Origin of the sequence: Serratia sp. 22264 (assembly GCF_052045345.1) — a bacterium.
Classification (GTDB): Bacteria; Pseudomonadota; Gammaproteobacteria; order Enterobacterales; family Enterobacteriaceae; genus Serratia; species Serratia plymuthica.
The window spans coordinates 1-10,507 of the sequence record NZ_JBQEOY010000012.1; the positions used below are offsets into that span (position 1 = coordinate 1).

A 10,507-nucleotide genomic window follows, 5' to 3' on the forward strand; every position below is an offset into this window, starting at 1 on the left:
CAATAGCGCGGTGGTCCCACCTGACCCCATGCCGAACTCAGAAGTGAAACGCCGTAGCGCCGATGGTAGTGTGGGGTCTCCCCATGCGAGAGTAGGACACTGCCAGGCATCAAATAAAGTCGAAAGCCTCATGCGAAAGCATGAGGCTTTTTGCTTTGGGAGCAGGAAACACCGGATGCAGCTCAATTTACCGCCACTTCACGAATAAAAGACCGCTTAAGTTATGCTTATAATCATAAGTGGGAGCGATTTTTAAAAATGATAAATAATTTCATACATATAAAAAGCACTAAATAGTAGGCATTGTACTACGTGTGCATAGACATCAAATTAAGATAATACCTGTATTAATCACGTCACTCATTATCTTCATTACATTACCCCATCTATTTATATAAATATTTCCTTATAAAACAATTGGAAGTATATTCCACATGGATGATTGCCTGGCTAAATTAAAATCAATAAAAACAAATATTAGCCTAGCGCGTCGAATCTAGTAGACTAGGTAAAAGTTTATTTCCGTATAGGTATTTAACGTTATGTCTACTGAACGTGCGTCTTTAAAAACACACAATACCTTTGCGCTCCCGGTTAACGCAGCGCATCTGGTCATTGCAGATAGAATCGAATTAATGATCAAGGTTTGGCAGAAAACGCAAAAGCGTCAAGAGCCATTGTTGGTGCTCGGTGAGGGAAGTAATGTCCTGTTCCTTGAGGATTTTGCCGGTACGGTCATGATCAATCAATTCAAAGGCATCGATATCAGAGAAGAGACGGATGCCTGGTACCTTCATGTTGGCGCCGGTGAAAACTGGCATGATTTGGTCTGCAATACGTTGGATAACGGTATCCCTGGGCTGGAAAACCTGGCTTTGATTCCGGGCCTGGTCGGTTCTGCACCTATTCAAAACATTGGTGCTTACGGTATCGAACTGAAAAGTGTATGCGACTACGTTGATTTACTGGACTTTAATACTGGTGCCATCGATCGTATCCCGATGTCAGAGTGCGGATTCGGTTATCGTGACAGCATTTTCAAGCATGATTTTCAGACCGGCCATATTATTGTCGGCGTAGGCTTGCGACTGAGTAAACAGTGGAGCCCGATGCTGAATTATGGCGATCTGACGAAACTGGATCCGGAAACGGTGACGCCACGTCAGATATTTGATTCGGTATGCGCAATGCGCCGCAGTAAGTTGCCTGATCCCGCGGTTACCGGTAATGCAGGTAGTTTCTTCAAGAACCCGCTGGTCAGCGAGCAGAAGGGCGCTGAGTTGGTTGCTCTTTACCCGGGTATGCCACATTACCCACAACAGGATGGCCAGGTGAAGCTGGCTGCCGGCTGGTTGATCGACCAGTGTGAGCTGAAGGGCTATCAAATTGGCGGTGCGGCGGTACATCGCCAACAGGCGCTTGTTCTGGTTAATCTGGGTGATGCCAGTAGCCAGGACGTAGTCGCTTTGGCTCGCCATGTACGCAATACGGTAGCGAAGAAGTTCGATGTGTGGCTGGAACCTGAAGTTCGTTTTATCGGCGCGACGGGTGAACGTAATGCTGTGGAAGTTCTCTCATGAAAGACTCCAAAGTCCCACTAAAGATAATTGCGCTATTGGCTGACGGCAGTTTCCATTCAGGAGAGCATCTTGGCGAGTATCTCGGGATGAGTCGCGCAGCGATTAATAAACATATCCAGACAATTCGTGAGTGGGGTCTGGATGTATTTACCGTGCCGGGTAAAGGGTACAGTCTGCCTGCTCCCATCCAACTGCTGGATTCTAAACGAATTCTCGGTCAACTGGCAGATAAGCGTGTAACTGTGTTATCGGTCGTAGACTCTACCAACCAATATCTTCTGGACCGCATCACTGAGTTACAATCGGGTGATGCCTGTGTCGCTGAGTATCAGCAGGCGGGGCGTGGCCGACGCGGGCGGCAATGGATATCGCCGTTTGGCGCCAATCTGTATCTTTCGATGTTTTGGCGTCTGGAGCAGGGACCGGCAGCGGCAATGGGTCTGAGCCTGGTGATTGGTATAGTGATGGCAGAGGTGTTGCAACGCCTTGGCGCTGAGGAGGTCAGGGTTAAATGGCCGAACGATTTATACCTCAACGATCGTAAACTGGCTGGTATCTTGGTGGAATTAACAGGAAAAACCGGTGATGCCGCGCAGTTGGTGATGGGCGCCGGTATCAATTTGGCGATGCGAGAAAGCAATGCCAATGCTATCAATCAGGGTTGGATAAACCTGCAGGAAGCGGGAATTAGCATAGATCGCAATGAGCTTGCGGCAACCTTGCTGAATGAGTTGCGCCAATCTTTGCAGCAGTTTGAGATTGATGGACTGGTACCCTTCATTTCGCGATGGCGCGCTTTGGATAACTTTATTGATCGGCCTGTTAAACTGCTAATTGGCGAACAACAAATTTTTGGCATTGCGCGTGGTATTGATCAGCAAGGGGCATTATTGCTTGAGCAGAATGGTGCAATCAAGCCATTTATCGGGGGGGAAATATCTCTACGTAGCGCCGAATAATAATTATTGATAGGGGACCAACATTGTCCCCATCTGTTTTATAGCATTATTTTCTCAATCGCACATGTTCGACCGCATGATTAGCGCTTTTCGTCATTATCAGGCTGGCTCGCTCACGGGTTGGAAGGATGTTTTGCTGTAAATTCAATCCATTAATCTCGTTCCATAGTTGGGTGGCAATGTTAATGGCCTCCGGTTCTGGCAGCTTTGCATAGTTATGGAAATAAGAGTCAGGATTAGAAAATGCACCCTGACGAAATTTCAGGAACCGATTGATATACCAGGTTTGCAGCAACTGTTCAGGAGCATCGACATATATTGAGAAATCAACGAAGTCAGAAACAAATACGTGATGTGGATCGTGAGGGTAATCCATTCCGCTCTGTAATACGTTTAATCCTTCCAGAATAAGAATATCTGGTTGCTCAATAACTTTATTGCCATCCGGAACAACGTCATAGATCAGGTGGGAATATACGGGTGCCGTCACGCGTTTGGCACCGGATTTCACCTCAGAAACGAATTTCACCAGGCTGTGCATATCGTAAGACTGCGGGAATCCTTTTTTCTTCATCAACCCCCGTTCGTTCAGTACCTTATTAGGGTGCAGGAAACCGTCGGTGGTGATCAGTTCAACACTCCGATGCTCCGGCCAACTGCTAAGTAATGCCTGGAGTAAACGTGCGGTAGTGCTTTTACCTACGGCAACGCTGCCGGCAATGCCGATGACATAGGGAATTTTCTGACCATCGGTACCGAGAAATTGTTCAAGTACGGCCTGACGACGAAGGTTGGAACTGATATAGAAGTTCAGCAGACGCGATAGCGGCAGATAAATCTGTGCTACCTCTTCCAAAGAGAGATCTTCGTTAATCCCTTTTAGTTTAACGATCTCTTCTTCTGACAGCGTCAGCGGCACCGAATCTCGCAACGCAGCCCACTGGGTACGATCGAACTGAAGGTAAGGCGTCGCTAAAGATTGATCTCTTTTTATCATAAGCCAAATTCTGCCTGTTAACGCAGGTTGGGAAAGGCGCCAGACGCCAAGTCCAGATAATAAACAAGCTGCATATTATAGACAGCTTGGTTTTTGGCGTAGACTTTTTTCGCAAAAGTTGGCGATTAGTAGGAGTTTATGTCAATTGTGCGAGGCGGCGCGCAGTTGATTGATAGGGACCGCAAAGCGGTATCATCCAGTGATAATACCGCTTTCATGCTAGCTGGCGATTGCGCGGAAAGGTTGATTTACGGCAAACAGGCGTTTGTAATAAATCACCGTGGGATGGTAACTGCCATCTGGCGCGGCGGCATAATCCGGCAACTCACCTAGGCAGCGATAACCAAGAGAACGATACAAGGCTTCTGCAGCTGAGCCGGCCTGAGTATCCAGATACAACAAACCTCGATGCTGCTGCAGGGCGCTCTTCTCTAATGCCTTCATTAAGGCATGCCCAACACCGTTACGCTGTGCGCGGCTGTGAACCAACAGTTTTTGTACCTCAGCGCGATTGCGGCCATTCGGTTTTTGGCACAGCTCGAGTTGCACGGTGCCGATGACGCCACTATCATCCCTGGCGATCCACAGCAGCAGCTCTCCTTTGGCCAGTGCCGGGCGCAGACTGTGGAAATAGCTCTCGGCATCCTCATGGGAAATCGACGTGTCATAGTCGACAGAAGCGCCGTGAGCAACCGCATCGGTTAATAGACGGGCCAGCTCATCGCGGTAAATAGGTAACGTGGCAGCATTAATCAAAACAAGTTTCATTGGCGATTCCTCCTGTGCGGGGGGTAATGAAAAGAAGCAATAACTGCGCCAAAACGGTAAGCACGCATTGATGGCAAGGCCGATGAAATCTGAGCGCAGTTTATGCATCCACATAGGGCTGTGTCCTCTTTGTGGTGCATTTTTGTGGTGCATTGGCTTGGCTCACAGTTTGCCAAAATTCGAACGATCGGTTTGAGATGGCCAGTACGGAGAAATACCGAGTCAACACTTGTAAAAATCCAATAGATTTTTGCAGAATGATGCTTGTGATTGATGAATGTTTGCACGTCGTGCGGTGTGAATTGCCAGGTAGCATGCAAAATTGGGTGATTTGTGAGCGAAAGTGCACGGAACGCAATTTTTTTGTTGCATAGGTCGCTCGCTCTACCTAGAATGCGCTGCACTTGATGCCGGCTTAGCTCAGTTGGTAGAGCAACTGACTTGTAATCAGTAGGTCACCAGTTCGATTCCGGTAGCCGGCACCAATCAAGTCACAGTAGTTAAAATCTGGTGGGGTTCCCGAGCGGCCAAAGGGAGCAGACTGTAAATCTGCCGTCACAGACTTCGAAGGTTCGAATCCTTCCCCCACCACCAAATCTTGCCTTCGGCAGTTGACTGACCAGCGAATAACTCGCAACGGTTAATTTGCGGAAGGGGAAGGCGAAAGTCTTCAGCAAGGTTCGAGTTGTGCAGTGCAAAGCGCAGCAGGCTCGAAGGGTGAGAGTTAAGCGACGAACAATCCTTCTCCCACCTAAAAATTCTACAGAAAAGTCAGGTAGCCGAGTTCCAGGATGCGGGCATCGTATAATGGCTATTACCTCAGCCTTCCAAGCTGATGATGTGGGTTCGATTCCCACTGCCCGCTCCAAGATGTGCTGATATAGCTCAGTTGGTAGAGCGCACCCTTGGTAAGGGTGAGGTCGGCAGTTCGAATCTGCCTATCAGCACCACTTCTTATTATCTCGCCCCCTGATTTTCTTTCTGTTCTGGATTCAACAGGCAAATGCTTGGTTGATGTGGTGATACCACCGATTTATCCGTGTCTTAGAGGGACAATCGATGTCTAAAGAAAAGTTTGAACGTTCAAAACCGCACGTTAACGTCGGTACTATCGGCCACGTTGACCACGGTAAAACTACCCTGACTGCAGCAATCACCACCGTTCTGGCTAAAACCTACGGCGGTTCTGCACGTGCTTTCGACCAGATCGATAACGCGCCAGAAGAAAAAGCTCGTGGTATCACCATCAACACTTCTCACGTTGAATATGACACCCCAAGCCGTCACTACGCGCACGTTGACTGCCCAGGGCACGCCGACTACGTTAAAAACATGATCACCGGTGCTGCTCAGATGGACGGCGCGATCCTGGTTGTTGCTGCGACTGACGGCCCAATGCCTCAGACCCGTGAGCACATCCTGCTGGGTCGTCAGGTTGGCGTTCCTTTCATCATCGTATTCATGAACAAATGCGACATGGTTGATGATGAAGAGCTGCTGGAACTGGTAGAAATGGAAGTTCGTGAACTTCTGTCTGCTTACGACTTCCCTGGTGATGACCTGCCGGTTGTTCGTGGTTCAGCGCTGAAAGCACTGGAAGGCGAACCAGAGTGGGAAGCTAAAATCATCGAGCTGGCCGGTTACCTGGATTCTTACATCCCAGAACCAGAGCGTGCTATCGACAAGCCGTTCCTGCTGCCAATCGAAGACGTCTTCTCCATCTCCGGTCGTGGTACCGTTGTTACCGGTCGTGTTGAGCGCGGTATCGTTAAAGTTGGCGAAGAAGTTGAAATCGTGGGTATCAAAGACACCGTTAAGTCTACCTGTACCGGCGTTGAAATGTTCCGCAAACTGCTGGACGAAGGCCGTGCTGGTGAGAACGTGGGTGTTCTGCTGCGTGGTATCAAGCGTGAAGATATCGAACGTGGTCAGGTCCTGGCTAAACCAGGTTCAATCAAGCCACACACCAAATTTGACTCAGAAGTGTACATCCTGAGCAAAGAAGAAGGTGGTCGTCATACTCCATTCTTCAAAGGCTACCGTCCACAGTTCTACTTCCGTACAACTGACGTGACCGGTACCATCGAACTGCCAGAAGGCGTAGAGATGGTAATGCCAGGTGACAACGTGAACATGGTTGTTACCCTGATCCACCCAATCGCGATGGACGACGGCCTGCGTTTCGCAATCCGTGAAGGCGGCCGTACTGTTGGCGCTGGTGTTGTTGCTAAAGTTATCGCTTAATCGCTGATAACATTTGACGCGACACGCGGTAAAAGGGCATCATTTGATGCCCTTTTTCTACGCTGTGAACTAGAACCTATCTCATCAGCGATTTTGCAGTCATAATCATTGGTGAGATGGGCTCTTAAACCGTATTGACTGAGATACGTCATAGCGTAAAACACCGAAATGCTGCCGAAGCAGCATCTGATCGGTTTGGTTTGCCTTGCGGTGTGAGGCAAAGTTGTCTGTTCTGAATTCATTGTGACAGGTTGGTTTATGAGTGCGAATACCGAGGCTCAAGGGAGCGGGCGCGGCCTGGAAGCGGCTAAGTGGCTGATCGTCGCCGTTCTGTTGGTTGTGGCTATTGTCGGTAATTATTACTACCGTGATTTCAGTCTGCCATTACGTGCGCTGGCTGTTGTAGTGGTTATCGCCGTTGCAGGCGCAATAGCGCTGATGACCACCAAAGGCAAAGCTACCGTTGCGTTTGCGCGCGAAGCGCGTACTGAAGTGCGCAAAGTGATTTGGCCAACTCGTCAGGAAACGCTACATACCACGTTGATCGTTGCCGCGGTAACTGCCGTGATGTCGCTGATTCTGTGGGGGCTGGATGGTATTCTGGTCCGTCTGGTATCGTTTATTACTGGCCTGAGGTTCTAAAATGTCTGAAGCTCCAAAAAAACGTTGGTACGTCGTTCAGGCGTTTTCCGGTTTTGAAGGTCGCGTTGCGCAATCGCTGCGTGAACATATCAAACTGCACGATATGGAAGAGCTGTTCGGCGAAGTGATGGTCCCTACGGAAGAAGTTGTTGAAATCCGTGGTGGTCAACGTCGTAAAAGCGAGCGCAAATTCTTCCCGGGCTATGTGTTGGTTCAGATGGTGATGAATGACGCCAGCTGGCACTTGGTGCGCAGTGTTCCTCGCGTAATGGGTTTCATCGGCGGCACCTCTGACCGTCCGGCACCGATCAGCGATAAAGAAGTAGATGCGATTATGAACCGCCTACAGCAGGTTGGTGATAAGCCGCGTCCTAAAACACTGTTCGAACCGGGTGAACTGGTCCGCGTTAACGATGGTCCATTTGCTGACTTCAACGGTGTCGTTGAAGAAGTGGACTACGAGAAGAGCCGCCTGAAAGTTTCTGTTTCCATCTTTGGGCGTGCAACGCCGGTGGAACTGGATTTTGCTCAGGTTGAAAAAGGCTGATCAATTAATCAGCAATAAGTGGCTTTTTGCCGCTTGTCAGAGGCGCGAAATTGAACTATAATTTCGCGCCTTTTGTTTTTATAGGCCTTGCTCGTTGAGCGGGGTGAAACACGGGGAGCCTCTTGTGAGGCGTTATTACCCAAACCGAGGAATTGTAAATGGCCAAGAAAGTACAAGCCTACGTTAAGCTGCAAGTTGCAGCCGGTATGGCGAACCCAAGTCCGCCAGTTGGTCCAGCTCTGGGTCAGCAAGGCGTTAACATCATGGAATTCTGTAAGGCGTTCAATGCTAAGACTGACAGCGTTGAGAAAGGTCTGCCGATTCCGGTTGTTATTACTGTTTATTCTGACCGCTCCTTCACTTTCGTTACCAAAACCCCGCCAGCAGCAGTTCTGCTGAAAAAAGCGGCTGGTATCAAGTCTGGTTCAGGCAAGCCGAACAAAGACAAAGTAGGTAAAGTGACTAGTGCTCAGGTACGTGAAATCGCAGAAACCAAAGCTGCGGACATGACTGGTTCCAACGTTGAAGCGATGACTCGCTCCATCGAAGGTACTGCTCGTTCCATGGGCCTGGTAGTGGAGGATTAAGAAATGGCTAAGCTGACCAAGCGCATGCGCGTGATCCGTGACAAAGTTGATGCTACTAAACAGTATGACATCACCGAAGCTGTTGCTCTGCTGAAAGAGCTGGCCACTGCTAAATTCGTAGAAAGCGTTGACGTTGCTGTTAACCTCGGCATCGACGCTCGTAAATCTGACCAAAACGTTCGTGGCGCCACCGTTCTGCCAAACGGCACCGGTCGTTCCGTTCGCGTTGCCGTATTTGCCCAAGGCCCTAACGCTGAAGCAGCTAAAGCTGCTGGCGCAGAGCTGGTAGGTATGGAAGATCTGGCAGACCTGATCAAGAAAGGCGAAATGAACTTCGACGTTGTTATTGCTTCTCCAGATGCAATGCGCGTTGTTGGTCAACTGGGCCAGATCCTGGGTCCACGTGGCCTGATGCCAAACCCGAAAGTGGGTACCGTTACTCCGAACGTTGCTGAAGCAGTGAAAAACGCTAAAGCAGGCCAGGTTCGTTACCGTAACGACAAAAACGGCATCATCCATACCACTATCGGTAAGGTTGATTTCGAGTCAGACAAGCTGAAAGAAAACCTGGAAGCTCTGCTGGTTGCGCTGAAAAAGGCAAAACCATCTCAGGCTAAAGGCGTGTACATCAAGAAAGTTAGCCTCTCCACCACCATGGGTGCTGGCGTTGCTATCGATCAAAGCGGCCTGACTGCTGTAGCGAACTAATCGCCTTGCGATTATCGCTTTGACTTGGGGTTAAGATTTGTCTAGAATCTTATCCCCCAAGGTTTCGCTATTGGTAATAGCCATCAGCGGAACAAAGATTTTTCGGTTGGAGCCTGGCCTATCCAGGCCTCCGTCCAAGACCGCAGGTGTATCGAAAGGTACTTAATCCTTCCTGCGTAGACGGTGACAGAGCCTAAAGAAAATTTTAAATTGTCTTTGCTGGATTCTGCTCACCGTGTTTGAACGCTCTCGCCGCGTGATTTATCACCAGGTGTAGAGTGATGTGAGTGCCGGGGATTTCCCCCGGCTAAATCCAGGAGCAAAAAGCTAATGGCATTAAATCTTCAAGACAAACAAGCGATTGTTGCTGAAGTCAACGAAGTAGCCAAAGGCGCGCTGTCTGCGGTTGTTGCGGATTCCCGTGGCGTTACCGTTGATAAAATGACTGAACTGCGTAAAGCAGGTCGTGAAGCTGGCGTTTACATGCGTGTTGTTCGTAACACCCTGATGCGTCGCGTAGTTGAAGGCACTCCGTTCGAATGCCTGAAAGACACGTTTGTCGGTCCTACCTTGATTGCATTTTCTCATGAACACCCGGGCGCTGCTGCTCGTCTGTTCAAAGATTTCGCGAAAGCGAATGCAAAGTTCGAGATTAAAGCTGCGGCCTTTGAAGGTGAGATGATCCCTGCGGCACAAATTGACCGCTTGGCAACTCTGCCTACTTACGATGAAGCAATCGCACGCCTGATGGCAACCATGAAAGAAGCCGCTGCTGGCAAATTGGTTCGCACTCTGGCTGCACTGCGCGATCAGAAAGAAGCGGCATAAGCCCTCTCTCTTATCCGTTGCTTACGTATTTAAACTATTTCTGAATTTTAGGAACTTTTGTTATGTCTATCACTAAAGACCAAATTATCGAAGGCGTTGCAGCTCTGTCTGTAATGGAAATCGTTGAACTGATCGCCGCTATGGAAGAGAAGTTCGGTGTTTCTGCTGCTGCTGTAGCTGCAGGTCCTGCTGCTGCTGCTGAAGTTGTTGAAGAAAAAACTGAATTCGACGTTGTTCTGTCTGCTATCGGCGGCAACAAGGTTGCAGTTATCAAAGCAGTACGTGGCGCAACCGGTCTGGGCCTGAAAGAAGCTAAAGACCTGGTAGAATCTGCTCCAGCAGTACTGAAAGAAGGCATCAGCAAAGACGACGCTGAAGCACTGAAAAAAGCTCTGGAAGAAGCTGGCGCTTCTGTTGAAGTTAAGTAAGTTTAACTTCTCAGAGTGCAGTCTGACTTAACAGACTGATGGCTGGTGACTTTTTGGTCGCCAGCCTTTTTGCGCTGTAGGGCGTCAGTAGAGTTTCACACTGTTTGGCTACTGGCTAACCCCAATATTTCTTTCTATCGACGACTTAATATATTGCCCTCCCTGCAGCAGCCGAATCTGCCGCATAGTGCGATGAAATGATTTAAGCGTGATAGAAAC

The 10,507-nt window shown here is 49.1% G+C and carries 11 protein-coding genes, 4 tRNA genes, 1 rRNA gene and 1 other RNA gene; 15 read left to right on the forward strand and 2 right to left on the reverse strand.

What is annotated here, in order from left to right:
- The 3 genes from rrf to birA form a co-directional block, all read left to right on the forward strand.
- Window positions 1-108: ribosomal RNA gene (gene rrf, locus ACTJJ1_RS24735) — 5S ribosomal RNA — on the forward strand; the annotation flags it as partial.
- Between the two features lie 434 nt (window positions 109-542).
- Window positions 543-1,580, forward strand: coding sequence for a UDP-N-acetylmuramate dehydrogenase (murB, locus tag ACTJJ1_RS24740; RefSeq protein WP_202292017.1), 1,038 nt, complete (start codon window positions 543-545; stop codon window positions 1,578-1,580).
- Window positions 1,577-2,539 carry a bifunctional biotin--[acetyl-CoA-carboxylase] ligase/biotin operon repressor BirA gene (birA, locus tag ACTJJ1_RS24745; RefSeq protein ID WP_006323128.1) on the forward strand — a complete coding sequence of 321 codons (963 nt, stop codon included), beginning with the start codon at window positions 1,577-1,579 and terminating at the stop codon, window positions 2,537-2,539. The genes murB and birA overlap by 4 nt, the downstream gene beginning before the upstream one ends.
- Window positions 2,540-2,585: 46 nt before the next feature.
- On the opposite strand, the gene coaA is transcribed toward birA, so the two are convergent.
- Both coaA and ACTJJ1_RS24755 read right to left on the reverse strand, forming a co-directional pair.
- On the reverse strand, window positions 2,586-3,536 hold the full coding sequence (gene coaA / locus ACTJJ1_RS24750; protein WP_004954043.1) for a type I pantothenate kinase: 951 nt from the start codon (window positions 3,534-3,536) through the stop codon (window positions 2,586-2,588).
- Between the two features lie 219 nt (window positions 3,537-3,755).
- The gene (locus tag ACTJJ1_RS24755; protein WP_004954040.1) at window positions 3,756-4,304 is read right to left on the reverse strand and encodes a GNAT family N-acetyltransferase; all 549 of its coding nucleotides are present in this window, start codon (window positions 4,302-4,304) and stop codon (window positions 3,756-3,758) included.
- A gap of 409 nt (window positions 4,305-4,713) precedes the next feature.
- On the opposite strand from ACTJJ1_RS24755, the gene ACTJJ1_RS24760 reads away from it, so the two are divergent.
- From ACTJJ1_RS24760 to rplL, 12 genes are all read left to right on the forward strand, one after another.
- Window positions 4,714-4,789 (forward strand) — tRNA-Thr (locus ACTJJ1_RS24760).
- Between the two features lie 24 nt (window positions 4,790-4,813).
- Window positions 4,814-4,898, forward strand: a tRNA-Tyr gene (locus ACTJJ1_RS24765).
- A gap of 46 nt (window positions 4,899-4,944) precedes the next feature.
- Window positions 4,945-5,060, forward strand: a non-coding RNA gene (locus ACTJJ1_RS24770) — RtT sRNA.
- A 37-nt stretch (window positions 5,061-5,097) separates the two neighbouring features.
- Window positions 5,098-5,172: transfer RNA gene (locus ACTJJ1_RS24775), tRNA-Gly, on the forward strand.
- Window positions 5,173-5,178: 6 nt separating this feature from the next.
- Window positions 5,179-5,254, forward strand: a tRNA-Thr gene (locus tag ACTJJ1_RS24780).
- A 109-nt stretch (window positions 5,255-5,363) separates the two neighbouring features.
- Window positions 5,364-6,548 (forward strand): elongation factor Tu, encoded by a 1,185-nt coding sequence (tuf, locus tag ACTJJ1_RS24785; protein WP_004951192.1) that lies wholly within the window; start codon window positions 5,364-5,366, stop codon window positions 6,546-6,548.
- 258 nt (window positions 6,549-6,806) lie between these two features.
- Window positions 6,807-7,190, forward strand: a complete 384-nt coding sequence (secE, locus tag ACTJJ1_RS24790; protein ID WP_006323134.1) for a preprotein translocase subunit SecE — start codon at window positions 6,807-6,809, stop codon at window positions 7,188-7,190.
- 1 nt (window position 7,191) lies between these two features.
- A complete protein-coding gene (gene nusG / locus ACTJJ1_RS24795) occupies window positions 7,192-7,737 on the forward strand; it encodes a transcription termination/antitermination protein NusG (RefSeq protein WP_004953928.1) in 546 nt (181 codons plus the stop codon).
- A 158-nt stretch (window positions 7,738-7,895) separates the two neighbouring features.
- Window positions 7,896-8,324: a 50S ribosomal protein L11 gene (gene rplK, locus ACTJJ1_RS24800; protein WP_006323135.1), complete on the forward strand. Its 429-nt coding sequence runs from the start codon at window positions 7,896-7,898 to the stop codon at window positions 8,322-8,324.
- A gap of 3 nt (window positions 8,325-8,327) precedes the next feature.
- Complete coding sequence (gene rplA / locus ACTJJ1_RS24805) at window positions 8,328-9,032, forward strand: 50S ribosomal protein L1 (RefSeq protein ID WP_004953932.1); 705 nt, start codon at window positions 8,328-8,330, stop codon at window positions 9,030-9,032.
- Between the two features lie 330 nt (window positions 9,033-9,362).
- Window positions 9,363-9,860: a 50S ribosomal protein L10 gene (gene rplJ / locus ACTJJ1_RS24810; protein WP_004953935.1), complete on the forward strand. Its 498-nt coding sequence runs from the start codon at window positions 9,363-9,365 to the stop codon at window positions 9,858-9,860.
- 62 nt (window positions 9,861-9,922) lie between these two features.
- Window positions 9,923-10,288 carry a 50S ribosomal protein L7/L12 gene (gene rplL, locus ACTJJ1_RS24815; RefSeq protein WP_006323137.1) on the forward strand — a complete coding sequence of 122 codons (366 nt, stop codon included), beginning with the start codon at window positions 9,923-9,925 and terminating at the stop codon, window positions 10,286-10,288.
- Window positions 10,289-10,507 lie beyond the last annotated feature (219 nt).

What these genes read in the sequence shown, in the direction of transcription:
- coaA (WP_004954043.1), bottom strand. Translation starts at nt 3,536, where the DNA reads ATGATAAAAAGAGATCAATCTTTAGCGACGCCTTACCTTCAGTTCGAT.
- rplJ (WP_004953935.1), top strand. Translation starts at nt 9,363, where the DNA reads ATGGCATTAAATCTTCAAGACAAACAAGCGATTGTTGCTGAAGTCAAC.
- rplL (WP_006323137.1), top strand. Translation starts at nt 9,923, where the DNA reads ATGTCTATCACTAAAGACCAAATTATCGAAGGCGTTGCAGCTCTGTCT.
- birA (WP_006323128.1), top strand. Translation starts at nt 1,577, where the DNA reads ATGAAAGACTCCAAAGTCCCACTAAAGATAATTGCGCTATTGGCTGAC.
- secE (WP_006323134.1), top strand. Translation starts at nt 6,807, where the DNA reads ATGAGTGCGAATACCGAGGCTCAAGGGAGCGGGCGCGGCCTGGAAGCG.
- tuf (WP_004951192.1), top strand. Translation starts at nt 5,364, where the DNA reads ATGTCTAAAGAAAAGTTTGAACGTTCAAAACCGCACGTTAACGTCGGT.
- rplA (WP_004953932.1), top strand. Translation starts at nt 8,328, where the DNA reads ATGGCTAAGCTGACCAAGCGCATGCGCGTGATCCGTGACAAAGTTGAT.
- murB (WP_202292017.1), top strand. Translation starts at nt 543, where the DNA reads ATGTCTACTGAACGTGCGTCTTTAAAAACACACAATACCTTTGCGCTC.
- ACTJJ1_RS24755 (WP_004954040.1), bottom strand. Translation starts at nt 4,304, where the DNA reads ATGAAACTTGTTTTGATTAATGCTGCCACGTTACCTATTTACCGCGAT.
- rplK (WP_006323135.1), top strand. Translation starts at nt 7,896, where the DNA reads ATGGCCAAGAAAGTACAAGCCTACGTTAAGCTGCAAGTTGCAGCCGGT.
- nusG (WP_004953928.1), top strand. Translation starts at nt 7,192, where the DNA reads ATGTCTGAAGCTCCAAAAAAACGTTGGTACGTCGTTCAGGCGTTTTCC.